Origin of the sequence: Streptomyces sp. NPDC126503 (assembly GCF_040302405.1) — a bacterium.
In the GTDB taxonomy this organism is placed as follows: Bacteria; Actinomycetota; Actinomycetes; order Streptomycetales; family Streptomycetaceae; genus Streptomyces; species Streptomyces gulbargensis.
Genome location: NZ_JBEORS010000008.1, coordinates 110,566 through 134,236, shown reverse-complemented (window position 1 = coordinate 134,236; position 23,671 = coordinate 110,566). Strand labels below are relative to the sequence as shown.

At 73.5% G+C, this 23,671-nt stretch carries 26 protein-coding genes; 10 read left to right on the top strand and 16 right to left on the bottom strand.

Going from position 1 to position 23,671, the window contains the following annotated elements; genetic code table 11:
- Nucleotides 1-28: 28 nt before the first annotated feature.
- Nucleotides 29-802, top strand: a complete 774-nt coding sequence (locus tag ABTY40_RS13515; protein WP_352059638.1) for an SDR family NAD(P)-dependent oxidoreductase — start codon at nucleotides 29-31, stop codon at nucleotides 800-802.
- 36 nt (nucleotides 803-838) lie between these two features.
- Here the strand turns inward: ABTY40_RS13515 and ABTY40_RS13510 are convergent, their stop codons facing one another.
- Nucleotides 839-2,749 (bottom strand): DUF2264 domain-containing protein, encoded by a 1,911-nt coding sequence (locus ABTY40_RS13510; protein ID WP_352059637.1) that lies wholly within the window; start codon nucleotides 2,747-2,749, stop codon nucleotides 839-841.
- A gap of 162 nt (nucleotides 2,750-2,911) precedes the next feature.
- Between ABTY40_RS13510 and ABTY40_RS13505 the strand changes: the two genes are divergently transcribed.
- From ABTY40_RS13505 to ABTY40_RS13480, 6 genes are all read left to right on the top strand, one after another.
- A complete protein-coding gene (locus ABTY40_RS13505) occupies nucleotides 2,912-4,024 on the top strand; it encodes a substrate-binding domain-containing protein (protein ID WP_352059636.1) in 1,113 nt (370 codons plus the stop codon).
- Between the two features lie 108 nt (nucleotides 4,025-4,132).
- Nucleotides 4,133-5,458, top strand: coding sequence for an ABC transporter substrate-binding protein (locus tag ABTY40_RS13500; RefSeq protein WP_352059635.1), 1,326 nt, complete (start codon nucleotides 4,133-4,135; stop codon nucleotides 5,456-5,458).
- A 4-nt stretch (nucleotides 5,459-5,462) separates the two neighbouring features.
- Nucleotides 5,463-6,356, top strand: a complete 894-nt coding sequence (locus ABTY40_RS13495) for a carbohydrate ABC transporter permease (RefSeq protein ID WP_352059634.1) — start codon at nucleotides 5,463-5,465, stop codon at nucleotides 6,354-6,356.
- Nucleotides 6,353-7,207 carry a carbohydrate ABC transporter permease gene (locus tag ABTY40_RS13490; RefSeq protein ID WP_352059633.1) on the top strand — a complete coding sequence of 285 codons (855 nt, stop codon included), beginning with the start codon at nucleotides 6,353-6,355 and terminating at the stop codon, nucleotides 7,205-7,207. The genes ABTY40_RS13495 and ABTY40_RS13490 overlap by 4 nt, the downstream gene beginning before the upstream one ends.
- 17 nt (nucleotides 7,208-7,224) lie before the next feature.
- A complete protein-coding gene (locus tag ABTY40_RS13485; protein ID WP_352059632.1) occupies nucleotides 7,225-8,244 on the top strand; it encodes a hydroxyacid dehydrogenase in 1,020 nt (339 codons plus the stop codon).
- Nucleotides 8,245-8,309: 65 nt separating this feature from the next.
- A complete protein-coding gene (locus ABTY40_RS13480; protein ID WP_352059631.1) occupies nucleotides 8,310-9,008 on the top strand; it encodes an ester cyclase in 699 nt (232 codons plus the stop codon).
- A 91-nt stretch (nucleotides 9,009-9,099) separates the two neighbouring features.
- On the opposite strand, the gene groL is transcribed toward ABTY40_RS13480, so the two are convergent.
- The 4 genes from groL to ABTY40_RS13460 all read right to left on the bottom strand — a co-directional run bounded on the left by groL (nucleotide 9,100) and on the right by ABTY40_RS13460 (nucleotide 12,488).
- A complete protein-coding gene (gene groL, locus ABTY40_RS13475; RefSeq protein WP_352059630.1) occupies nucleotides 9,100-10,728 on the bottom strand; it encodes a chaperonin GroEL in 1,629 nt (542 codons plus the stop codon).
- A gap of 118 nt (nucleotides 10,729-10,846) precedes the next feature.
- A complete protein-coding gene (gene groES, locus ABTY40_RS13470; RefSeq protein ID WP_309053476.1) occupies nucleotides 10,847-11,155 on the bottom strand; it encodes a co-chaperone GroES in 309 nt (102 codons plus the stop codon).
- 224 nt (nucleotides 11,156-11,379) lie between these two features.
- Entirely contained in the window at nucleotides 11,380-11,538 is a 159-nt protein-coding gene (locus ABTY40_RS13465; RefSeq protein WP_352059629.1) for a hypothetical protein, read from the bottom strand.
- Nucleotides 11,535-12,488, bottom strand: coding sequence for a polysaccharide deacetylase family protein (locus ABTY40_RS13460; RefSeq protein WP_352059628.1), 954 nt, complete (start codon nucleotides 12,486-12,488; stop codon nucleotides 11,535-11,537). The genes ABTY40_RS13465 and ABTY40_RS13460 overlap by 4 nt, the downstream gene beginning before the upstream one ends.
- Nucleotides 12,489-12,636: 148 nt before the next feature.
- Between ABTY40_RS13460 and ABTY40_RS13455 the strand changes: the two genes are divergently transcribed.
- Complete coding sequence (locus ABTY40_RS13455) at nucleotides 12,637-13,821, top strand: THUMP-like domain-containing protein (RefSeq protein ID WP_352059627.1); 1,185 nt, start codon at nucleotides 12,637-12,639, stop codon at nucleotides 13,819-13,821.
- Here the strand turns inward: ABTY40_RS13455 and ABTY40_RS13450 are convergent.
- The 7 genes from ABTY40_RS13450 to tsaB all read right to left on the bottom strand — a co-directional run bounded on the left by ABTY40_RS13450 (nucleotide 13,757) and on the right by tsaB (nucleotide 18,859).
- A complete protein-coding gene (locus ABTY40_RS13450; protein ID WP_352059626.1) occupies nucleotides 13,757-14,479 on the bottom strand; it encodes a hypothetical protein in 723 nt (240 codons plus the stop codon). The genes ABTY40_RS13455 and ABTY40_RS13450 overlap by 65 nt on opposite strands.
- A gap of 10 nt (nucleotides 14,480-14,489) precedes the next feature.
- Complete coding sequence (locus tag ABTY40_RS13445) at nucleotides 14,490-15,794, bottom strand: RNA polymerase sigma factor (protein ID WP_502990566.1); 1,305 nt, start codon at nucleotides 15,792-15,794, stop codon at nucleotides 14,490-14,492.
- A gap of 58 nt (nucleotides 15,795-15,852) precedes the next feature.
- On the bottom strand, nucleotides 15,853-16,218 hold the full coding sequence (locus ABTY40_RS13440; protein WP_345278519.1) for a YciI family protein: 366 nt from the start codon (nucleotides 16,216-16,218) through the stop codon (nucleotides 15,853-15,855).
- Nucleotides 16,219-16,349: 131 nt separating this feature from the next.
- Nucleotides 16,350-16,604, bottom strand: a complete 255-nt coding sequence (locus ABTY40_RS13435) for a hypothetical protein (protein ID WP_345278520.1) — start codon at nucleotides 16,602-16,604, stop codon at nucleotides 16,350-16,352.
- On the bottom strand, nucleotides 16,601-17,713 hold the full coding sequence (gene tsaD, locus ABTY40_RS13430) for a tRNA (adenosine(37)-N6)-threonylcarbamoyltransferase complex transferase subunit TsaD (protein WP_345278521.1): 1,113 nt from the start codon (nucleotides 17,711-17,713) through the stop codon (nucleotides 16,601-16,603). Before tsaD ends, ABTY40_RS13435 begins: the two co-directional genes overlap by 4 nt.
- On the bottom strand, nucleotides 17,703-18,173 hold the full coding sequence (gene rimI, locus ABTY40_RS13425) for a ribosomal protein S18-alanine N-acetyltransferase (protein ID WP_352059753.1): 471 nt from the start codon (nucleotides 18,171-18,173) through the stop codon (nucleotides 17,703-17,705). Before rimI ends, tsaD begins: the two co-directional genes overlap by 11 nt.
- Before the next feature lie 29 nt (nucleotides 18,174-18,202).
- Nucleotides 18,203-18,859 carry a tRNA (adenosine(37)-N6)-threonylcarbamoyltransferase complex dimerization subunit type 1 TsaB gene (tsaB, locus tag ABTY40_RS13420; RefSeq protein WP_352059624.1) on the bottom strand — a complete coding sequence of 219 codons (657 nt, stop codon included), beginning with the start codon at nucleotides 18,857-18,859 and terminating at the stop codon, nucleotides 18,203-18,205.
- Between the two features lie 128 nt (nucleotides 18,860-18,987).
- Between tsaB and ABTY40_RS13415 the strand changes: the two genes are divergently transcribed.
- A complete protein-coding gene (locus ABTY40_RS13415; RefSeq protein WP_352059752.1) occupies nucleotides 18,988-19,530 on the top strand; it encodes a L,D-transpeptidase in 543 nt (180 codons plus the stop codon).
- Nucleotides 19,531-19,577: 47 nt separating this feature from the next.
- On the opposite strand, the gene ABTY40_RS13410 is transcribed toward ABTY40_RS13415, so the two are convergent.
- From ABTY40_RS13410 to alr, 4 genes are all read right to left on the bottom strand, one after another.
- Nucleotides 19,578-19,817 carry a hypothetical protein gene (locus ABTY40_RS13410; protein ID WP_352059623.1) on the bottom strand — a complete coding sequence of 80 codons (240 nt, stop codon included), beginning with the start codon at nucleotides 19,815-19,817 and terminating at the stop codon, nucleotides 19,578-19,580.
- Nucleotides 19,818-19,944: 127 nt separating this feature from the next.
- Nucleotides 19,945-20,445, bottom strand: coding sequence for a tRNA (adenosine(37)-N6)-threonylcarbamoyltransferase complex ATPase subunit type 1 TsaE (gene tsaE, locus ABTY40_RS13405; RefSeq protein ID WP_352059622.1), 501 nt, complete (start codon nucleotides 20,443-20,445; stop codon nucleotides 19,945-19,947).
- 141 nt (nucleotides 20,446-20,586) lie between these two features.
- The gene (locus ABTY40_RS13400) at nucleotides 20,587-21,822 is read right to left on the bottom strand and encodes an alpha/beta fold hydrolase (protein WP_352059621.1); all 1,236 of its coding nucleotides are present in this window, start codon (nucleotides 21,820-21,822) and stop codon (nucleotides 20,587-20,589) included.
- A gap of 13 nt (nucleotides 21,823-21,835) precedes the next feature.
- Complete coding sequence (gene alr / locus ABTY40_RS13395) at nucleotides 21,836-22,984, bottom strand: alanine racemase (protein WP_352059620.1); 1,149 nt, start codon at nucleotides 22,982-22,984, stop codon at nucleotides 21,836-21,838.
- A 333-nt stretch (nucleotides 22,985-23,317) separates the two neighbouring features.
- Here alr and ABTY40_RS13390 point away from each other — a divergent pair, with 333 nt between their 5' ends.
- The gene (locus ABTY40_RS13390; RefSeq protein ID WP_345278527.1) at nucleotides 23,318-23,653 is read left to right on the top strand and encodes a YnfA family protein; all 336 of its coding nucleotides are present in this window, start codon (nucleotides 23,318-23,320) and stop codon (nucleotides 23,651-23,653) included.
- Nucleotides 23,654-23,671: the final 18 nt, after the last annotated feature.

Sequence of the window (23,671 nt, the reverse complement as noted above, 5' to 3'; positions counted from 1 at the left end):
CGGGCGGGCCGGGCACTACGGTTCGGTCATGACGACTGCACTGATTACGGGCGCCACCGCGGGCATCGGGGCCGCCTTCGCACGGAGACTCGCGGCGGACGGCCATGACGTCGTGCTCGTGGCCCGGGACGTGAAGCGGCTGCGCGAGCAGGCGACCGAACTGCACGACCGGCACGGCGTCGAGGCCGAGGTCCTGGCGGCGGACCTGTCGCAGGAGGAGGGGATCGCGGCCGTCGAGGCCCGGCTCTCCGACCGCAGGCAGCCGGTCGACCTGCTCGTGAACAACGCGGGCTTCGGCAACAAGGGCCGCTTCCTCGAAGTGTCCATGGCCGACGAGCTGAAGATGCTGCGGGTGCACTGCGAGGCGGTGCTGCGCCTCACCTCGGCCGCCGCGGCCTCGATGAAGGAGCGCCGCAGGGGCGGGGTGGTGAACGTGGCCTCGGTCGCCGCCTTCGTGCCGCGCGGCACGTACGGGGCGTCCAAGGCGTGGGTGGTGCAGTTCACCCAGGGCGCGGCCCGGGACCTCGCGGGGAGCGGGGTGCGGCTGATGGCGCTGTGCCCCGGCTTCGTGCGGACGGAGTTCCACCAGCGGGCCGGGATGGGGACCGACAACATCCCGGGCTGGATGTGGCTGGACGCCGACCGGCTGGTGGCGGCGGCGCTCACCGACCTGGAGCGCGGGAGGACGCTCTCGATCCCCGACCCGCGCTACAAGGCCCTCATGGGTGTCGTGAAGCTGGCACCGCGCGGCCTGCTGGGCGGTGTCTCCTCCCGGGCGGGGCGCAAGTACGGGCCGAAGTAGGCCCGTCACCCGCCGAACCGCCCGGCCGTGCGCGGGTCAGCCGTTGCCCTGGTCCCCGTGGGCGCCGTTCCCGGAACCGCCCGGGTCGGCGGGCGGCGCGCAGCCCCGGGCCCCGGCGGCACCACGGGCCTCCGCCGTACCGAGGGTGTCCAGGTCCAGTCGGTCGGTGGGACCGTCGGGCCAGGTCACCCGCAGGGTGTGGCCGGTGATGCGGATGTGCGCGAGGCGCGCGGCGGGGGCCGGGTCGGGTGCGGCGGTGAGGGAGGCGAGGGCGACGAAGAGGCTCGCGGGGCCGCTCGTGGTGCCGTGCAGGGCGAGGGTGCGGCTGCCGGGGCCCTGAAGGGTTTCCCCGGTGGGGAGGGGGGTGGCCGTGCTGCCGGCGGGGTAGCCGTGGACGGGGTGGAGCTGGGCGTGGGGGCCGCCGGGGGTGGTGGCCCAGCCGGTCTGCCGTACGGGTGTCCCTTCCGGGGCGCCGAGGACGAGGTGGGCGCGGACCTCGGCGCGGCCGTGGGCGAGGGTCACGGAACGGACCGTCACGCCGGGCAGCGGGGTGTGCGAGGAGGCGGCCCAGCGGGGGCCCGTACCGGCGGGGGCGGCGGGGCCTCGGGTGGTCGCCTTCCCGTCCGCGAGCAGCGCGAAGTGGTTGTCGGCGGGGGCGGGCGCGGTGGTGGGTCCCGTACGGGTGGAGTAGGCGTGGCGGGCGTAGCCGGGGTCGTCCTCGCCGCCCGGGACGGCGTGGACGTGGTTGCTGCCGTGGTTGTGGAGGCGTACGAGACCGTCGGCCGCGGTGGTCTGGACGAGGAGTCCCGCGGGGGCGAAGGGGCGGACGGTGTCGGCCCGTTCGGCGGGCAGGGGTTCCTCGGGGTCGGTCCAGGCGGGGTGGTCCGGGGGAAGCAGCAGCCCGAGGAAGCCCTTGGCCGCCCAGTAGGGGGAGCAGGGGCCCGAGTAGTCCTGGACCAGCGGCGGGTACGGGCCGTGCCAGCCGAGCGTGAGCAGACCGCGTGTGTCGGTGGCGCCGCGCTCGTGGAAGTACCGCAGGGCGCCCGAGGCGAGCCGGCGGGTGGCGCCGGGGCCGAGCGGGGTGTGTCCGGTGAGGGTGCCGAGCCAGGGGGCGGCGACCGCGGCGAAGCGGTAGATCAGGGAGCGCCCGTACGGGACGGGGGCACCGGAGGCGTCGAAGAGGTGGACGTGGGCGTCGAGGTGGGCGCGCAGGCGGGGCCCGTACCGGTCGAGGAGGGCCCGGTCGCCGGCGAGGTGCGCGTGGAGGACGGGGTAGAAGTGCAGGGCCCAGGCGTTGTAGTGGTCGAAGGCGCGGTTGTCGCCGTCGCTGTACCAGCCGTCGCCGCGCCACCAGTCCTCGACGCGGGCCAGGGAACGGCCGGCGGTGGCGGCGGCCCGGTCGGCGGCGATGCCCGCGTCCTGGAGGAAGCCGGCGACGGTGAGGCCGAACAGCCACCAGTTGTTGTCGACGGGGGACGGGCCGAGGGCGGGGAGCAGCCAGTCGGCGGTGCGGTGGCGGGTGGCGTCGTCGAGCCGGTCCCAGAGCCAGGGGCGGGTGAGGCGCAGGGCGAGGGCCACGGAGGCGGACTCCACGACGGCCTGGCGGGTGCGGGCCGGGAGCGGCCAGGAGTCGGGGCCGTCCCCGCCGGGTGCGGCGGTCCCGGCGGTGAGGCCCTCGGCGTACCGGTCGAGGTGGCCATGGGGGTCGTGCCCCCGGGCGCCGGCGACGCGGAGCGCGGCGAGGAGGAACGTACGGGCATAGCCCTCCAGGCCGTCGGAGCGGGTGCCGGACCAGCTGGGGCGCGGACCCGGCAGAGCGATGAGCGCCTTCCGGGGTGAGGCGTACGGCCGGACGGCGAGCAGCAGCCGGTCGGCGGCGGTCTCCCAGTGGGCACGGGTCCAGCCGGTGTACGGGCTCAGCTCACGGTTCTCGGGCGGGCTGGGCATGATGCTCCCTGAGGCTCCCTGCGGATGACGTCCGCGTCGCCCGATCCTGAAGACGCTCCGATCGAACGTCAAGAGACGAGGAGCGAATGATCGAAATTCCTGCGGTTCGATCACCGTGCTCTACAGTCGGGGCACCACCACCACCGCGAGGGGGAACCGCACGTGCGCGAGAGTGCCGCCGAACGACACGACCGACTGCTGGCCCTGGTGCGCGAACGCGGCACCGCCCGCGTCTCCGACCTGGCCGCCCGGCTCGGGGTCTCCCCCGTCACCGCCCGCCGCGACGTCGAGGCGCTGGCCGCGCGGGGCCTGCTCGACCGGGTGCACGGCCAGGTCTCCTGGCCCCGCGCCGCGCCGGGCGCGGCGCCCGACGCGGATGCCGGCCCGCGCGGCGAGGGCCTGGTCCTGGGGCTGCTCGCGCCCTCCGCCACGTACTACTTCGCCGAGGTGATCCGGGGTGCCCACGAGGCGGCGGCGCGGGCCGGCGCCCGGCTCGTGCTGCGCGTGTCGGACTACCGGCCGGAGGAGGACCGGGCGCGCACCGAGGGCCTGCTCGCGGCGGGCGCCGCGGGTGTCCTCGTGGCACCCGGCTGGCGCGGTCCGGAGGACCGGCTCGCGTACGGGGACTGGCTGGCCGAACTGCCCGTTCCGGCGGTGCTCCTGGAGCGGCGGGCCGAGCCGGGGAGCCCGCTCGACGGCCTGGACCGGGTCGCCTCGGACCACGCGCACGGGGTGCTGCTGGCGCTGCGGCACCTGCTCGGGCTCGGCCACTCCACGCCCCTGCTGGTGGCCCGCCGTGACTCGCCCACGGCCCTCGCGGTGCGGGCCGGGTACGCGGAGGCGCTCGGGACGCTGGGCCTGGCGGAACCGCGGCCGGTCATCGACTCCGTACCCGCGGAGGCGGATCCGGAGGGCTTCGAACGGGCCGTGCGGGCGCTGCACGAGGCGGTCGGTTCGGGCCTGGCGAGCGCGGCGCTCGTGCACAACGACGTGGACGCCATCGAGATCGTCCAGCGGCTCGGGGAGCTGGGGGTGCGGGTGCCCCGGGACCTGGCCCTGATCGCGTACGACGACGAGGTCGCGGCCCTCGCGGACACCCCGCTCACGGCGGTCGCCCCGCCCAAGCGGCAGGTCGGCCGGCACGCGGCCGAGCTGCTGGTGGAGCGGCTCACGGAGGCGTCGGACGGGGGCCGGGACCCGGACGCGGCGCGCCGCCATCTGAGCCTGCTGCCGAGGCTGCGGGTGCGGGACTCGTGCGGGAGCACCGGCACCTGATCGGTCTGATCTTTTTTCGATCAATCAATCTTTCGCTCTTGACTTCGTTCAGGAACGGTCCCAGGATCACGGCCAACCCCGTCCACGCCGCCGATCAGGAGCCGTGCCGTGAGCCTCAGTTGGAGCAGAACGACCCGCCTCGCCGCAGGCGCCGCCACCGCCCTGGCCGTCCTCACGGCCTGCGGCGGTGGCGGTGCGGACACCCCGGACACCGCGGACAGGCCGAACGGCCCCGTCACCCTCACCTTCTGGGGCTGGGCCAAGGGCACCAAGGACGCGGTGGCGGCCTTCAACGCCTCCCACACCGACATCCAGGTGACGTTCGAGGAGATCCCCTCCGGCACCGCCGGCGGTTACGCCAAGATCTCCAACGCCGTGAAGGCGGGCAACGCCCCCGACCTCGTCTCCATCGAGTACCCCTCGCTCCCCGAGTTCGTGAGCTCCGGCGCCCTCCAGGACATCGGTGACGAGTTCACCGAGGCCGACCGCGCCGCCATGCTCCCGCAGTCCGTCGAACTGACCACCCTCGGCGGCAGGACCTGGGCGGTCCCCTTCGACGCCGCCCCCCAGGCCTTCTACTACCGCAAGGACCTCTTCGACCGGTACAAGATCGCCGTCCCCACCACCTGGGACGCGTTCCGCGAGGCCGCCGAACAGGTCAGGAAGGCCGACCCCGAGGCCAGGATCGCCACCTTCTTCCCCGACGACCCGACCACCTTCGAGGCCATGGCCTGGCAGGCCGGCGCCCAGTGGTTCAAGGCCGAGAACGACACCTGGAAGATCGACACCACCGACCCGGCGACCACCAGGGTCACCGCCTACTGGCAGGGCCTCGTCGACGACGGCCTCGTCCACAAGAACGCCTCCTTCAGCCCCGAGTGGACCGGCTCCCTCAAGAACGGCACCACCCTCGGCTACCTCGGCGCGTCCTGGGGCGCGGGCGTCCTCAAGGGAACCCTGCCCGAGCAGAGCGGCAAGTGGGCCGTCGCCCCCCTGCCCAGCTGGGACGGCAGGCCCGCCAGCGGCATGCTCGGCGGCTCCACCTTCGCCGTGACCAAGGACAGCAAGCGCAAGGCGGCCGCGGTCGCCTTCGCCGAGTGGATGTCCACCACCGAGGAGGGCGTCACGGCCCGCATCTCCTCCGGCACCTCCAGCGCCTTCCCCGCCGCCACGGCCCTGCGCCCGGTCGCCAGGAAGGCCTTCGACGCCGGCTTCTACGGCGGCCAGGACATCTACGCCCTCTTCGAGGCCTCCGGCGCCTCCATCAACCCGCACTGGGCGTGGGGCCCGGCCACCGGCACCACCAACACCGCCATCAAGGACGTCTTCGGCCGGATCGCCCCCGGCGGCCCGACCCTCGCCGACGCCGTCAAGGCCGGCCACGACGCCACCGTCGCCGAACTCACCAGGCGCGGCCTGAAGGTCGAGGGCTGACCGGATGACGGCCCGCACCCGCGCCGCCGCGATCCTGCTCGCCCCCTTCTTCCTCCTGTTCACCGCGGTGATGGTGCTGCCGATCGGCTACGCGGTCTGGCTCAGCCTCTTCACCGAGAAGCAGTCCGGGCTGGGCTTCGGCGGCGCAGAGACCGTCTTCACCGGCCTCGGCAACTACCGCGCGGCGCTGGGTGACCGGGCCTTCCGCGAGGGCTTCCTCGTCCTGATCGGCTACTGCCTGCTCTACATCCCCCTGCTCCTCGCCGGGGCCCTCGCCCTCGCGCTCCTCCTCGACTCGGCGCTCGCCCGCGCCCGCCGCTTCTTCCAGCTCGCGCTCTTCCTGCCGCACGCCGTGCCCGGCATCATCGCCGCCCTGATCTGGGTCTACCTCTACACGCCCCGGCTCAGCCCGGTCGTGCAGGCGATGGAGGCCGGCGGGATCGGCTTCGACTTCTTCTCGCCCGAAGGAGCCCTGCCCTCCGTCGTCAACATCGCCCTGTGGGAGTGGCTCGGCTACAACATGGTCATCTTCTACGCGGCCCTCCAGGCCATCGACCGGTCCGTCATCGAGGCGGCCACCGTCGACGGGGCGGGCTCGTGGCGCGTCGCCCTCTCCATCAAGGTCCCGCTCATCAAGGCCTCGCTCGCGATGGTCGGCCTCTTCACGGTCATCGGCTCGCTCCAGCTGTTCACCGAGCCCCTGATCCTCAACAAGGGCACCGGCTCCGCCGTCACCTCCACCTGGACGCCGAACATGTACGCCTACACCGCGGCCTTCGACCGCAACGACTACGGACTCGCCGCGGCGGCCTCCGTGCTCCTCGCCCTGACGGCGGCGCTGCTCTCCTTCGCCGTGACGCGGCTGACCGGGCGCCGGAAGGGGGGCCGGACGGCATGAGCACGCCCCGTACCCCCTCCGTCTGGCTGTCGCGGGCGGCCGTCAACGGCGCCCTCCTGCTTGCCGTCGCCTACACATTGCTCCCCCTGGTCTGGCTGGTGACCGCCGCCACCAAGGACGCCGGCGGACTCCTCGCCGGAGACGCCTTCTCCTTCGAGGGCTTCGACCTCGGCGGCAACCTCTCCCGCCTCGCCGCCCACCAGGACGGCATCTACTTCCGCTGGTACGCCAACAGCCTGCTGTACGCGGGCCTCGGCGCCCTCGCCTGCTCCCTCGTCAGCGTCGCCGCCGGGTACGCCTTCCACGTCCACGACTTCCGCGGCAAGGAGAAGCTGTTCGGGCTCGTCCTCATGGGCGTGCTCGTGCCCACCACCGCACTCGCCCTGCCGATGTACCTGCTCGCCAGCGAGGTCGGCATCGTCAACACCTACGCCGCGGTGCTCCTCCCCGTCCTCGTCAACCCGTTCGGCGTCTACCTCTCCCGGGTCTTCTGCGCCGGCTACATCCCCGACGAGGCCCTGGAGGCCGCCCGTATCGACGGGGCCGGCGAACTGCGCGCCTTCTGGTCCATCGGTCTGCGCATGGTCATGCCCGGCTTGGTGACGGTCTTCCTCTTCCAGTTCACCGCCATCTGGAACAACTTCTTCCTCCCCCTGGTGATGCTCTCGGACCAGAAGCTCTTCCCGCTGAGCCTCGGCCTGTACGCGTGGAACAGCAACGCCCACGCCGAACCCGGCTACTACCCCCTCGTCGTCACCGGATCCCTGCTCGCCGTGGTCCCCCTCGTCATCGCCTTCGTCTCCCTCCAGCGCCACTGGAAGGCGGGTCTGACCGCCGGCAGCGTCAAGTGAGGAGCACAGGTCCCAGCATGCACCCGACCACCGACAACCGCCCCGCCCTGCTCCTCGCGATGGGGCCGGGCGTCGACGCCCGCCTCTTCACCGAGGACCACCGCGCCCGCCTCGCGGCCCTCACCCGCACCGACCCGCACCTCGTCGCCCACGACCTGACCGCCCCGGACGCGCGCGTCGCCGCCGCCCTGGCCGAGGCGGAACTCCTCCTCACCTGCTGGGGCGCCACCCCGCTCACCGCCGAGGTGCTCGCCCGCGCCCCGCGTCTGCGGGCCGTCGTCCACGCGGCCGGCTCCGTCAAGCACCACGTCACCGGCGCCTGCTGGGACCGGGGGCTGCGCGTCACCTCGGCCGCCGCCGCCAACGCGCTGCCGGTCGCCGAGTACACCCTGGCCGCGATCCTCTTCGCCGGGAAGCGGGTCCTGCGCTCCGCCCGGCGGTACGCCGAACTCCGCGCCGGCCGGCGCCTGCTCGCCGAGTCGGCCGACTGGGGCAACCACCACCGCACGGTCGGCATCGTCGGCGCCTCCCGCATCGGCCGCCGCGTCATCGAGCTGCTGCGCCCCTTCGACTTCGAGATCCTGCTCCACGACCCGTACGTGCAGGACCCGCCGCCCGGGGTGGAACTCACCGGCCTGGACGAACTCTGCGCCCGCAGCAGCGTCGTCTCGGTCCACGCGCCCCAACTGCCGTCCACGTACCGGATGATCGGCGCGGCCCAACTCGCCGCGATGCGCGACGGCACCACGCTGATCAACACCTCGCGCGGCTCCCTCATCGACGAACCGGCGCTCCTCCCCCACCTCGTCGCGGGCCGCCTCGACGCGGTCCTCGACGTCACCGACCCGGAACCGCCGCCGCCCGGCTCCCCGCTCCACACCCTCCCGAACGTCCTCCTCACCCCCCACGTGGCGGGCTCACTGGGCAACGAACTGCACCGGATGGCCGACCAGGCCCTGGAGGAGGTGGCGCGCTACGGACGGGGCGAACCGTTCGCGGAGGAGGTACGGGCCTCGGACCTGCGGCACTCGGCGTAGGGCGCGTCCCCGGGACCCTCCGGTCCTAGACTGGAGAAGACCCGCACCCCCGGTCGGGAGGCGTCATGACATTCGTACAGATAATCGACTGCAAGACCAGCCGGGTCGAGGATCTGAACCGGCTCATGGACCATTGGGTCGAGCGGACCCGGGGCAAACGCACCGCCACCCACAGCATCGTCGGCACGGACCGGTCCGACGCCTCGCACGTCGTGGAGATCGTGGAGTTCCCCTCGTACGAGGTGGCGATGCGGAACTCGCAGCTGCCCGAGACGGACCGGATCTTCCGCGAGATGGTGGCGCTCTGCGACGAGATGCCGACCTTCACCGACCTGGACGTCGTGCGGGACGAGGCCCTCTACAAGGCCGCCGCGCGCCGGCTCCTGGAGATGATCGCCACGGAGCCGGAGCTGGCGCTCCTGGACGAGGTGCTCGCGGAGGGGTATCACGACCACGATCCGACGAACGCCCAGGACGCCCTCGGGATGGACGCGGTCCGCCGCGAGGTGGAGATGTGGCGCGCGGGCTTCGACTTCGCCTTCACGGTGGAGGACCAGATCGCGGAGGGCGACCGGGTCTGCACCCGCTGGACCTGGCGGGGGACCCACACGGGCGACTTCATGGGGCTCCAGCCCACCGGCATCGAGGTGTCCATGACGGGGACCCTGATCCACCGCTTCCGGGAGGACGGGAAGATCGTGGAGGGCTGGTGGCAGTACGACCTGCTGGGCCTGATGGGCCGGATCGGCGCGGTGGAGGCCTGAGCCGCCCCGTACGGTCCCGGGCCGGCGCGGAAACACCGGGGCCCGGTGCCCCCGCTCGGGGGCCCCGGGCCTCAGTGATCCGTCAGGTGCCTCAGTGGGAGTGGCCGTGACCGTGGCCGTGGCCCGCGTCCGCCGGCTCCTCCTCCTTCTTCTCCACCACGAGGGTCTCGGTGGTGAGAAGCAGGGAGGCGATCGAGGCGGCGTTCTCCAGGGCGGAGCGCGTCACCTTGACCGGGTCGATGACGCCGGCCTTGATCAGGTCGCCGTACTCGCCGGTCGCGGCGTTGAAGCCCTGGCCCTTGTCGAGCTCCGACACCTTCGAGGTGATGACGTAGCCCTCGAGGCCGGCGTTCTCCGCGATCCAGCGCAGCGGCTCGACGGCGGCGCGGCGGACGACGGCGACACCGGTGGCCTCGTCGCCCTCCTTGCCGAGGTTGCCCTCGAGGACCTTGACGGCGTGGACCAGGGCGGAGCCACCACCGGAGACGATGCCCTCCTCGACCGCGGCGCGGGTCGCGGAGATGGCGTCCTCCAGACGGTGCTTCTTCTCCTTCAGCTCCACCTCGGTGGCGGCGCCGACCTTGATCACGCACACGCCGCCGGCCAGCTTCGCGAGGCGCTCCTGGAGCTTCTCGCGGTCCCAGTCGGAGTCCGTGGTCTCGATCTCGGCCTTGATCTGGGCGACGCGGCCCGCGACGTCCTCGGAGTTGCCGCCACCGTCGACGATGGTGGTGTCGTCCTTGGTGACGGTCACGCGGCGGGCGGAGCCGAGCACGTCCAGGCCGGCCTGGTCGAGCTTGAGGCCGACCTCCTCGGCGATGACGGTGGCACCGGTGAGGGTGGCCATGTCCTGGAGCATCGCCTTGCGGCGGTCACCGAAGCCGGGCGCCTTGACGGCGACGGCGTTGAAGGTGCCACGGATCTTGTTGACGACGAGGGTGGAGAGCGCCTCGCCCTCGACGTCCTCGGCGATGATCAGCAGCGGCTTGGAGCTGCCGGCCTGGATGACCTTCTCGAGGAGCGGCAGCAGGTCCTGGATGGACGAGATCTTGCCCTGGTTGATCAGGATGTAGGGGTCGTCGAGGACGGCCTCCATGCGCTCCTGGTCGGTCACCATGTACGGGGACAGGTAGCCCTTGTCGAAGGCCATGCCCTCGGTGAAGTCGAGCTCCAGGCCGAAGGTGTTGGACTCCTCGACGGTGATGACACCGTCCTTGCCGACCTTGTCCATCGCCTCGGCGATGAGCTCGCCGACCTGCTGGTCCTGCGCGGAGAGCGCGGCGACGGCGGCGATGTCCGACTTGTCGTCGATCGGACGGGCGGTCGCGAGGAGCTCGTCGGAGACGGCCTTGACGGCGGCGTCGATGCCCTTCTTCAGGGCGGCCGGGGAAGCGCCGGCGGCGACGTTGCGCAGACCCTCGCGGACGAGCGCCTGGGCGAGGACGGTGGCGGTGGTGGTGCCGTCACCCGCGATGTCGTTGGTCTTGGTCGCCACCTCCTTCACCAGCTGGGCGCCGAGGTTCTCGTACGGGTCCTCGATCTCGACCTCGCGGGCGATCGTGACACCGTCGTTGGTGATGGTGGGGGCGCCGAACTTCTTGTCGATGACGACGTTGCGACCCTTCGGGCCGATCGTCACCTTCACCGTGTCGGCAAGCTTGTTGACGCCGCGCTCAAGGGCGCGACGGGCGTCCTCGTCGAACTTCAGGATCTTCGCCATGGGAGCGATTCAGCCCTCTCGGAAATCGGGTGGAACGAGCGGCGCCCCGGGCCCCGGAACGGGGCCTCGGGGCGCAGCTCACAGCATCTTCTTCAGGTGCCTCGGGAGGTACTTGGGCTTACTTCTCGATGATCGCGAGCACGTCGCGGGCCGAGAGGACGAGGTACTCGTCGCCGTTGTACTTGACCTCGGTGCCGCCGTACTTGCTGTAGAGCACGACGTCGCCGACCTTCACGTCGAGCGGAAGGCGCTCGCCGTTCTCGAAACGGCCCGGGCCCACGGCGAGGACGGCGCCCTCCTGGGGCTTCTCCTTCGCGGTGTCCGGGATGACCAGGCCAGAGGCCGTGGTCTGCTCGGCGTCGAGCGGCTGGACCACGATGCGGTCCTCGAGCGGCTTGATGGCAACCTTGGAGCTGACGGTCGTCACGATCCGACCTCCCCCTTCGGAGATCTCGCGGGGTTAACTGTCTGAGTGTGGCGACCAGGTGGATCCGTCGTCGCGGGTGCCGGACCTGCCCGTCGCTGTTTTGGCACTCTCCGGTGGGGAGTGCCAGAGGCGAGACTATGACCGCGATTAGCACTCGGTCAAGCGGAGTGCCAATTCCACGCCATGTGGCGCATCGCGCGGGGGTCCGAAACCCGCGCCACCCGCTACCGGGCCACCGGCTCCGCCGCCGCGACGCGCTCCGCCGCCTTCCGTCCCAGCCGCTCGATGGGGTCCACCGCCGGGGCGCAGCCGGTGACGGCGAGGAGGGCGGCGAGGAGCGCGGTGAGGCCCGGGCCCGTGAGGGACCGGCGGACCGCGGTCATACGTAGTCCTCCAGCTTGGCGACCGCGTAGCCCTTCGCGGTGATCACGTTCATCACCCTGCGGATCATGTCCGGCATGCTGCCCTTCCAGTCGTCCTTCCCCCGGAAGTGGGTGAGCACGATGTCGCCGGGGTGCAGGTCGCGGTCCCACTCGCGCCACTCCATGCGGTCGGGGAAGGCCTCGGAGGCCCAGAGCGGCACGGCCCTGACCCCGCAGGCCTTGGCGGCGCGCAGGGTGTCCTCGTTGTAGTTGCCGTACGGCGGGCGGAACAGCGGGGGCCGCGTGCCGTACCGCTTCTCGATGACGTCCTGCATGCCGCAGATCTCGCGCTTCTGGCGCTCGTAGGAGAGGGCGGGCATGTAGCGGTGGTTGAGGGTGTGGTTGTGCAGGGCGACCCCGCGCGCCTGCGAGCGCTGCATCTTCGCGAAGTAGCCGTAGTCGTCCTTGACGACGTAGTCGCTGAGGAAGGCGCTGTAGGGGATGTCGAGCTCGGTCATCATCCGGATCAGCTCGGGGTCCTTCTCCGCGCCGTCGTCGATCGTCAGGAAGACGACCTTCTCCTTCGTGGGCACGGTGGTGAAGACGGGCGGCAGGCCGGTGCCGTCGGTCTCGAAGCCCTTGCGGGTGGTGATCGCCGGTTTCTTCGCGGGCGGGGCGGGGGCTTCGAGCGGGGTCTGCTTCAGCCCCCACTTCCGGGCGGCGAGGGCGCGGGCCGCGCGCTGTTCGCGGACCTTCCTGAGGTGCTCGTTGAGCGCGGCGGAGGCGGTCAGGGGCCGGGCCTGCTGCCCGTTCCCCCGTCCCGCCTGCTGTCCCGCGGCGGGAGCGGGCGCGCCGCCGGCCCCCGGTCCGGCCCCGGAGCCGGAGTCGGAGCAGGCGGCCGTGGAGGTGAGGGCGGCGACGAGGAGCGCGGCCCCGAGGACCCGACGGGAGGACGACCCACCCTTTGCCATCATTTTTTCCTTTTGTCGTACGGGGGGTATCGCGCCGCATCCTGTCAGCGCGCGGGCCCCTCCCGGCCGCGACACCGCCGTACCTCCCCCACGGTCCCCCGGGCGGCCCACACCCGCCGCCCGACACGCGAGGCACCACAATGGGCGGGTGAACGACCTCGCCGCCCTCACCGCCCTGCTCACCCCCGAAGGGCAGACGCTCCTCGCCGCCCTGCGCGACTACGACCCCGCCCGGGAACTCGCCGTCGCCTCCCGGCTGCGCCGCGACCACCCCGCCGAACTCGTCACGGCGGCCCTCGGACAGGCCCGGCTGCGGCAGCGGGCGGTGGCGAAGTTCGGCGCCGCCGACGCGTACCGGATGTACTTCACGGCCAACGGTGTCGAGCAGTCCACCCGTGCCTCCGTCGGCGCCCACCGCGCCGCCCGGATGGAGGCCCTCGGCGTCCGCAGCGTCGCCGACCTCTGCTCCGGGATCGGCGGCGACGCCATCGCCCTCGCCCGCGCCGGGATCTCCGTCCTCGCCGTCGACCGCGACCCCGTCACCGCCGCGGCCGCCCGCGCCAACGCCGAGGCGCTGGGCCTCGCGGACCTGATCGAGGTGCGCTGCGCCGATGTCACCGAGACCGACACCACCGGGTACGACGCGGTCTTCGTCGACCCGGCACGGCGCGGCGGCCGGGGCCGGATCTTCGACCCCGAGGCGTACTCCCCGCCCCTGTCCTGGGCGGTCCGGGCGGCCCGCGGCGCCCCTCACGCGGCCCTGAAGATCGCGCCGGGCATCCCGCACGAGACGGTGCCCGAAGAGGCCGAGGCGGAGTGGATCTCGGACGGCGGGGACGTGAAGGAGGCCGTGCTCTGGTTCGGTACGGAGCCGGGCGCCCGCCGCGCCACGCTGCTGCCCTCCGGGGCGAGCCTCACCGGCCGGGGCCTGCCCGACCCGGAGGTCCGGCCCGTCGGCCGCTACCTGTACGAGCCCGACGGCGCCGTCATCCGCGCCCACCTCGTCGCCGAGGTGGCGGCGGAGGTGGACGGCGGGCTGATCGACCCGACCATCGCCTACGTGACGGCCGACGCGCTCGTACCGACCCCGTACGCCGCCGCGTACGAGATCACCGACGAACTGCCCTTCAACCTGAAGAAGCTGAAGGCCCTGCTGCGGGAGCGGGAGGTGGGGACGCTGACCGTGAAGAAGCGCGGCTCGGCGGTCGAGCCGGAGGAGATCCGGCGGAAGGTGAAGCCCAAGGGCCCGAACGCGGCGACCGTGCTGCTCACTCGGGTCGCGGGGGCTCCGACGATGCTGATCGGCCGTCCTGCGGGCGGCCCCGGCCGGTGACACGGCTGCGGGCGGTCACGTGGTCCGGCCCGGTGAAGCGGTTCGGACCGGTGAGGCGGTTCGCCATGCGGTAGTGGCCCACGATCTTCGTCAGGCCGATGAGGCCGGTGACCCACAGGATCAGGGAGGCGCCCATCCCGTAGGCGACCAGGCCGTAACCGCCGTCCTCCCGGGTGGCCCCGGCCGGGACGGCGAAGGCCACCCACAGGCCGCCCGCGCACAGCGCGCAGGAGAGCAGCAGCCAGGAGAGGCTCAGGAGCGGGGCGCGCAGCCGGGCGTCGGTGGGCCCGTGGCGGTCGAGGGCCGCCCACTGGGCGAGGCGGACCCGGACGGTCCGGTCCTGGCGCACGCCGCGCACGGTCATCCACCCGGCCGGAGCGAGGACGCCCAGGCCGACGACCGCGGCGAACAGCATGATCATGACCGTGAGGGCGTCCTGGTCGCCGCCCAGGGCGATGAGCAGGAGCCCGACGAGGGACCAGCCGAACTCGAGCAGCACGAACCAGAGCAGGAACAGCGCGAGCCGCCCCCCGCCGAGCAGCCGCCGGCCCAGCTCGTCCATGGCCAGCGCCCGGTCGACGAGCCGCGCGTCCCGGTCGGGCCAGCTCCGGATCTCTGCGGGCGGTGGCGGCGGAGGCAGCGGAAGACGCGGGGACATGCCAAAAACCTTAGTGCTCGCCGCCCGGAGCCCCCGGGGCGGGGAGGGCGGCGGCCCGGGCGCGCAGCAGGGAGCGCTCGCTCTCGTTGCGGGTCAGGGCGGCGGCCCGCTCGAACGCCTCGCGGGCCTCCGCGTGCCGGCCCAGCCGGGCGAGCAGGTCCCCGCGCACGCTCGGCAGCAGGTGGTAGCCGTCCAGGGCCGGTTCGGCGGAGAGGGCGTCGACCAGCGCGAGGGCGGCGGCCGGGCCCTCGGTCATCGAGACGGCGACCGCCCGGTTGAGTTCCACGACCGGCGAGGGCGCCAGGGCGGCGAGGCGCCCGTAGAGGCCGGCGATCGTCCGCCAGTCCGTCTCCTCGTACGCGGCCGCCCGCGCGTGACAGGCCGCGATGGCGGCCTGGAGGGCGTAGGGACCGTAGGAGCGGCCGTCGCCGGCCCGCGCGAGCGCCTCGAAGCCGCGCCGCACCAGCAGCCGGTTCCAGCGCCGCCGGTCCTGGTCGGCGAGGAGCACGGGCCGGCCTCCCGGACCGGTCCTGGCCGGTGCCCGGGAGGACTGGAGCTCCAGCAGGGCGGCGAGTCCGTGGACCTCGCTCTCGCCGGGCATGAGCGCGGCCAGGCCCCGGGCGAGCCGCAGCGCGTCCTCGCACAGGCCCGGCCGCAGCAGGTCGTCGCCCGCGGTCGCCGCGTACCCCTCGTTGAAGATCAGGTAGACGACCTCCAGGACCGAGCCGAGCCGCGCGGCTCGCTCCTCGCCGTACGGCACCTCGAACCGTACGCCCGCCTTCGCCAGGGTCCGCTTCGCGCGCACGATCCGCTGGGCGACCGTCGCCTCCGGCACCAGGAAGGCGCGGGCGATCTCGTCCGTGCGGAGCCCGCCGACGAGCCGGAGGGTGAGCGCCGCGCGGGCGGCGGCGGAGAGCACCGGGTGGCAGGCGGTGAAGACGAGCCGCAGGACGTCGTCGTCGATGTCGCCGGGGCCGGACGGCTCGGGGTCGTACGTCTCCGTGCCGAGCGTCCGGCCCACCTCGGCGAGCTTGCGCGCGTACGTCTCGCGCCGCCGCACCAGGTCCACCGCCCGGTTCCTGGCGGCGGCGGTCAGCCAGGCGCCCGGCCGGTCCGGGACGCCGGTCGCGGGCCACTGCTCCAGGGCGGCGAGGAACACGTCCTGGGCGATCTCCTCGGCGAGGCCGAGGTCCCCGAGGACGCGGGCCGCCGTGGCGACGATCCGCGCCGACTCCAGGCGGAAGACCGTGTCGAGGGTGTCCCGCACCGAGGGCCGGGCCGGGGGCCGCGCCGCGTGTTCCGTCACGTCCTCCATGACAGCACGGCCCACCGACAACCGGCCGGGACCGGGGCTCCCGGGGCTCCCCGGCGGTTCAGCCCTCGGGCTGCTCCTCCACCTCGCGCACCTCCAGGCCGACCTTCCACTGCGGCGGGTGCACCGCCAGGAAGCGCTTCCCCCACTCGATCGCCTCGGCCATGTCCTTGCACTGCATCATCGCGTAACCGCCGATGACCTCCTTGGTCTCGGTGAACGGGCCGTCGGTGTACGACACCTTCCCGTCCGACCAGGTGAGGCGGGTGGACTCGGCGGTGGGCCGCAGCCCGGCCGTGTCCAGCATGACGCCGGCCTTGGTGATCTCCTCGAACAGCGCGCCCATCCGCTGCTCGAAGCCGGGGTCGGCGCTCTCCATGTCGATGGTGTTCTCCTCGATGCGGACGAGGGACAGGAAGCGGGGCATGACGACTCCTCGGGGTGGTGCGGTGGCGGGGCCTTTCCCCGCCGTCCACTCCTACGTCGAACGGGCCCGGCCCGCATCGACACCCCGCCGGAAGTTTTTCGACGAGCCGGCGCGCAAGGGCTCCGGTCCGCCTATTCGACCGCTTCGAAGCGCCACCGGTGGACCGGACGGGTGATGAGGTCCGCGTCCGGTTCCGGCAGCTCCGGCAGTTCGGCGTCGAGCGTCTCCGCCTCCCACCAGGTGAGGACGAGGACCCGGTCCTGGGGAGCGCGGAAGGTCTCCCGGCGCTCCGGGTCGTACGCCAGGACCTGCGACCGTGCCCACTCCAGGAGCTCGGCGCCCCGGCCCTGGGCGGCCCGCGCCTCCCACATCAGGGCGACCCTCATGAGTAGAGGTTCTCCTTGCTGACCTCGTGCACGTGATCGTGGGAGTGACCGTGGCCGTGCGCGTGGCCCGGCACGTGCGGGTCGGTCACCGGCAGCGAGGAGTCCGCCGACAGTTCGAGGTCGGAGGCGGCTCGGTTGCGGGCGACCATCTCCGCGCCGAGGGCGGCGACCATGGCGCCGTTGTCGGTGCACAGGCCGGGCCGGGGCACGCGGAGCCGGATGCCGGCGCGCTCGCAGCGCTCCTCGGCCAGGGCCCGCAGGCGCGAGTTCGCGGCGACGCCGCCGCCGATCATCAGGTGGTCGACGCCCTCGTCCTTGCAGGCCCGGACGGCCTTGCGGGTGAGCACGTCCACCACGGCCTCCTGGAAGGACGCGGCCACGTCCCGGACCGGCACCTCCTCGCCGGCCGCCCGCTTGGCCTCGATCCAGCGGGCCACGGCGGTCTTCAGGCCGGAGAAGGAGAAGTCGTACGCCGGGTCCTTGGCGCCCGTCAGACCGCGCGGGAACGCGATGGCCGCCGGGTCGCCCTCCTTCGCGAGCCGGTCGATGACCGGACCGCCGGGGAAGCCGAGGTCGAGGACGCGGGCGATCTTGTCGAAGGCCTCGCCCGCGGCGTCGTCGATGGTGGCGCCCATCGGCCGCACGTCGGAGGTGATGTCGGAGGACAGCAGCAGCGAGGAGTGCCCGCCGGAGACCAGCAGGGCCATCGTCGGCTCGGGCAGCTTGCCGTGCTCCAGCTGGTCGACGCAGATGTGCGAGGCCAGGTGGTTGACGCCGTAGAGCGGCTTGCCGAGGGCGTAGGCGTACGCCTTGGCGGCGGAGACGCCGACGAGCAGCGCGCCCGCCAGGCCCGGGCCGGCGGTGACGGCGATGCCGTCGAGGTCCCGGGCGGAGATCCCCGCCGTCTTCAGCGCGCGCTCGATCGTCGGGACCATCGCCTCCAGGTGCGCGCGGGAGGCGATCTCGGGGACGACGCCGCCGAAGCGGGCGTGGGTGTCGACGCTCGACGCGACGGCGTCGGCGAGGAGGGTCGTCCCGCGGACGATGCCGACACCGGTCTCGTCGCAGGAGGTCTCGATGCCGAGTACGAGCGGTTCGTCAGCAGCCATCAGAATCAGTCTCTGTTCCTTGAACGGTCAGTCGCATCACGAGCGCGTCCACGTTTCCGGGCTGGTAGTAGCCGCGCCGGAAGCCGATGGGCTCGAAGCCGAAGCGCTCGTACAGCTTCTGGGCCCTTTTGTTGTCCACGCGCACCTCGAGGAGGACCTCGTCGCACTCGAAGGCGGTGGCGTGCTGGAGCAGGTCGGTGAGGAGCCGGGCGCCGAGTCCCGTGCCCCACTGGTCGCGGGCGACGGCGATCGTCTGCACGTCCCCGAGGCCGCCGGCCGCGGCCAGCCCCGCGTATCCGACGATCCGGCCGTCCGGGTCCTCGGCGACCACGTACCGGCGGGTGGCGCCGGGCCCGCGGGCGTGCGCGAGCTCGGACCAGAACATCCCCTCCGACCAGGCGTCCTCGGGGAACAGCTCGGTTTCCAGTGCCAGCACCGGCTCGATGTCCCACCAGCGCATCTCGCGCAGCACGGCCTGGGTGGGGGCGCTCACTTGGGGGTGACCACCTTGTAGTTCTTCGGCACCTGCGCGTCGGGGCGGCGCAGGTACATCGGCAGCGGGTCGAGGAACCCCTCGCCGCCGGCGGCCAGCCTCTCCGCGGCGAGCGCGGCCAGCGCGGCGGCCGACTGGTGCTCGGGGTCGCGCGCGTCGGGGAACGCCTCGGGGTAGAGACGGGCGCCCGCGCCGACGACGGGGAGCCCGGCGAGCGACTCCGCGATGTCGGCGGGCCGGTCGACGGAGGCGTCGGTGACCCGGGTGCGGAAGTTCTCGTAGCGCGCCCAGTACACCTCCTTGCGGCGGGCGTCCGTGGCGACGGCGAAGGGCTCCTCGATCCCGGAGGCGTACGCGAGGCCGTCCAGGGTGCACAGGCCGTGCACGGGCACCCCGAGCACGGAGGAGAAGGTGGCGGCGGTGACGAGTCCGACGCGCAGTCCGGTGTACGGGCCGGGGCCGACGCCGACCACGATCCCGGTGACCGCGTCGAGCTTCAGTCCCGCCTCGTCCAGGACCCGGTCGACGGCGGGCAGCAGCAGCTCCCCGTGGCGGCGGGCGTCGACCTGACCCGACTGCGCGACGACGGTCGCGCCGTCGTGGAGGGCGACGGTGACGGCGGGGGTGGCGGTATCCATGGCGAGCAACAGCACGCGAACAGCCTACGGCTCCCGGGCGCCGGGCACGGCGCCCCGCCCCTCGGCCGCCCTGCTGCTACCGTCACCCTTCGAAACGTACGTACGGAGAGGTGGGCACGGTGGCAAGGAGCAGCTCGGGATTCGTGGCCGGGCTCACCGCGGCTGCCGTCGCCGCGGTCGCCTTCCTCGCCTACCAGGCCTCGGCGAACGTGCCCGCCGACCTGTCGGTGAAGCCGCCGGCGGCGAGCAGCGCCGCCCCGTCCGCCCCGGCGGCCGACCGCCCGAAGCAGCCGGCCAGGAACCCGCTGGCCGTCCCGGCGAACTCGGGCACGGGCGAGCGCGTGGTGTACGCGCTCCGCGAGCGCCGGGTGTGGCTGGTGGACGCCGGGAACAAGGCCCTGCGCACCTTCTCGGTGGTGCCGAGCACGGTCAGCCCGCCGCCCGGGGCGTACGCGGTGACCTCGCGCTCCGGTTCGGTGCGGGGCTCCGACGGGGTGCAGATCGAGCACGTGGTGCGGTTCGCGACCGTGGAGGACGTGTCGATCGGCTTCAGCGCGGCGGTGGACGGCTCGACGCCGTCACCGGACCCGACGAGGCGGACCGGCGGTGTCCGGATGAAGCGCGAGGACGGTGCCGCGCTGTGGACCTTCGCGGTGATCGGCGCCAAGGTCGTCGTGGTCCCGTAGGTCCGAGGCCCGCTCCGGGCCACGGTTCCGGCCGCGGTCCCTTCTTTCTAGGCGGCCGTGCCGCGCACCCGGTGCCTGCGCCCGTGTTCGGTGTGCTCGTCGGCGTGCTCCTGGCCGCCCGGAAGCGGCTCCCGCCCGTGCGCGTGCGCGCCGCCCTCGTCCCCGTCCCCGGCCGGCGCGGGGCGCTCCGGCGGGGTGGACAGGGCGCTCGCGGCGGCGCAGGACGCCAGCAGGTCGCTCATCGAGACGTGGTCCCGGGTGTGTTCCACGCGCGCTCGCGTCGCCATGCATGCCTCCCGTAGGTTAGGTACACCTAACCAGCTCGTACCTCCATGTCACCACGGCACGTACGACCGGCGCAACATCTTCCCGACAGGTTGTCGGAATCTACGGAAGGCATGGCCGGGAAGAGTGTCAGAAGAGTTCGAGGTCCTGGTCCGCCCAGCGGTCCCCGATTCCCCGGAGCACGACGGTCCGCCGGTCGTCGTCGGTGTCGCCGGTGACGCGGTGGATCAGGACGTGCAGCCGGTCGTCGGTCAACTCCTCGACCTTGCCGTCACCCCATTCGACGACCACCACGGACTCCGGGAGCGAGACGTCCAGGTCCAGGTCCTCCATCTCGTCGAGTCCGCCGCCGAGCCGGTAGGCGTCGACGTGCACCAGGGCCGGCCCGCCGACCAGGGACGGGTGGACGCGGGCGATGACGAAGGTCGGCGAGGTGACGGCGCCCCGGACGCCCAGGCCCTCGCCCAGGCCGCGGGTCATCGTGGTCTTCCCGGCCCCGAGCTCGCCGGTGAGCATGACGAGGTCGCCGGGGCGGAGGAGTTTCGCGAGCCGGCGGCCCAGCTCCTGCATCCGCTCGGGAGAGTCGACGGCGAGGGTGGCCCCGGAGACGGGCGGGTGTGCTGCTTCCATACCCGCCAACTTAACGGCTGCGGCCGAAGGCCATCATCACGCCGGCCACGACGGCGAACGGGGTCAGCCAGGTGCGGCCGTACCGGCCGGTTCACAGTGCCCGGCCCAGCCCCGCGCCTGGCCTCACGGCCGGGCCATGGCTCAGCCGTCGTGACCGGTCCGGTTCCCGGCGCCCGTCACGGGACCCGCGGGGTTCACCGGATCCACCGGGTCCGTCACCGGACCGGCGGCGGACCCGGCCCGTACCAGCAGGTCCGCCAGCCGGTCGTTGACCACCTCGGGGTGCTCCAGCATGACCAGGTGCCCGGCGTCGGGCACGACCACCAGCTCGGCGTCGGGCAGCAGCGCGGCGATGGCCTCCGTGTGGGAGGCGGGCGTCACCAGGTCGTCGTCCCCGGCGAGCGCCAGCACCGGCAGGTCCAGGAAGGTGGCGAGCGCCCCCGTCTTGTCGTGATCCGTGAAGGCCGGGTAGAACTCCGCGACCACGTCGATGGGGGTCGACTCGATCATGCGCTCCGCGAAGCGGGCCACGGCCGGGTCGACGTCCTTCGACGCGAACGAGTACCGCTTGAACGCCCCGGCGAAGAGGTCGGCGGTGACCCGGCGGCCCCGCTCCACCAGCTCCGCCTGCGCGACGAGCGCCCGCAGCACCCCGGGCAGCACCCGGCGCACGGCCCGCACGCCCGCCTGCGGCAGCCCGTACGTCACCTCGGCCAGCTTCCCCGCCGACGTGCCGACCAGGGCGACGCCCACGACCCGGTCGCGTATCAGCTCGGGGTACTGGTCGGCGAGCGCCATCACCGTCATGCCGCCCATCGAGTGACCGACGAGGACCAGCGGGCCCTCCGGGGCGGCGGCGTCGATGACCGCCTTGAGGTCCCGGCCGAGCCGGTCGATGGAGACGGGCACGGCGTCCGGACCGGTCTGGTCGACCCCGCGCTCCGAACGGCCGTGGCTGCGCTGGTCCCAGTAGACGGCCCGGACCAGGCCGCGCAGCGCCGCCCGCTGGAAGTGCCAGGAGTCCTGGTTGAGGCAGTAGCCGTGGCTGAAGACGACGGTCACGGGGGCGGGCCGCTTCTGCCCGAAGAGGCGGCGGAGCCGGGCGGCGGTCTCCCCGGCCTCACCAGGACCTCCGGGCGCGGCGGCTTCGTCGACCTCGTAGTAGAGCGCCGTGGAGTCGTCGGCGTGGGCCCGGCCCGGGGTTCCCCGGAGCGTCCCGTAGGGGCCGGTGGAGTCGAGGGCGAGCCGCGCCTTCTGGCGTACGGAACGGCCGACGGTGAGCCGCTCGACGGCCACCCCGGCCGCCGCGCCCGCCGCGATGACACCGATCGCGGCGCCGGCGAACCCGGCACGCCGCCAGTTGCCTGCCTCGCCCACGCCGGCCCCTCCCCTACTCCCCCACGTAGACGCGCGGCACGCGCGCCCCGATCCGGGTGACGATCTCGTACGCGATGGTGTCGGCGGCCACCGCCCAGTCCTCGGCGGTCGGTTCCCCCCGGTCGCCCGGCCCGAACAACACCGCTTCCGCGCCCGGCGGGGGCGTGTCGCCCTCCAGGTCGACCACGAACTGGTCCATGGCGACCCGCCCGGCGACCGTACGCACCCGGTCCCCGACCAGGACCGGGCCACGGCCCGAGGCGTGCCGGGGGACGCCGTCGGCGTACCCGAGCGGGATGAGGCCGAGCGTGGTCTCGCCGCCCGTGACGTAGTGGTGCCCGTACGACACGCCGTGCCCGGCGGGCACCCGCTTCACCAGGGCGACGCTCGCCTTGAGCGACATGACGGGCCGCAGGCCCAGCTCGGCGGAGGTGCCGAGCTCGGGACTCGGCGAGACGCCGTACATCGCGATGCCCGGCCGCACCAGGTCGAAGTGGGTCTCGGGGAGGGTGAGGGTGGCCGGCGAGTTGGCGATGTGCCGGACCTCGGGCTCCACCCCCGCCTTCTCGGCATGGTCGAGCATCGAGCGGAAGGTGTCGAGCTGCCCGGCGACCGACGGATGCCCGGGCTCGTCGGCGCAGGCGAAGTGCGACCAGAGGCCGGTGACCCGGACCAGGCCCTCCTCCTGCGCGCGCAGGGCCTCGCCGACGAGCTGGGGCCAGTCGGCGGGCTGGCAGCCGTTGCGGCCGAGGCCGGTGTCGGCCTTCAGCTGCACCCTGGCCGGACGGCCGGTGCGGCGGGCGGCGGCCCGGACCTCCTCCAGCGCCCACAGGCCGCTGACCGACATGTCCAGGCCGGCCTCGATCCCCTCGTCCCACGGGTCGCCGGGCGTCCAGAGCCAGCACATGACCGGCACGTCGGTGATGCCGGCGGCCCGCAGCGCGAGGGCCTCGTGCGGGGTGGCCGTCCCGAGCCAGTCCGCGCCCGCGTCCAGGGCGGCGCGGGCGCAGCGGACGGCGCCGTGTCCGTACGCGTCGGCCTTGACCACGCCCATGATCCGGACGTGGGGGGCGACGCGGGCGCGCAGCGTGCGGACGTTCGCACGCAGCGCGCCGAGGTCGATCTCGGCGCGGGCTCGGCGGGGCGGCGGTGTCTCAGTCATCGCGCCCAGTCTCTCAGGTGCGGGCTCCCCGGCCGCGTACCCCGTCTGTCGCCCCGGTCACGCCCCCGCGCGCGGTCCCCGGCGTCCGGCCCCCGCACCCCGGCGGACCTGGGCATCACCGACGGTCGCCTCGGCCCTCCTGGTCCCCCAACGGGCTTGTCGATCACGGACGTTGACGGCGGGATACGTGACCTCCGCCGCCCTCCCGGAGCGATCCCTCCCCGGCCCCCGCCTCCGCCCTCGGCCTCCGCACCGGCCTTGAGGGCTACGGTCGGGGTGCGCGCCCCTCCCTTCCGACCCCGCCCCGCCCCGCCCTGCCGAAGGACCCGCACCGTGACCGTCGCCCGTTCCGTCGCCCTGTTCGCCGTCGCCGCCCTCTTCGAGATCGGAGGGGCCTGGCTGGTGTGGCAGGGCGTCCGTGAGCACAGGGGCTGGATCTGGATCGGCGCGGGCGTCGTCGCGCTCGGTCTGTACGGGGTCGTCGCCACCCTGCAGTCCGACGGTGACTTCGGCCGCATCCTGGCCGCGTACGGCGGGGTGTTCGTCGCCGGGTCGATCGCCTGGGGCATGGTGGCCGACGGCTACCGCCCGGACCGCTTCGACGTCCTCGGCGCGCTGGTGTGCCTCGCCGGCATGGCCGTGATCATGTACGCACCCCGGGGACACTGACGGGCGGGCCGGCCGCCC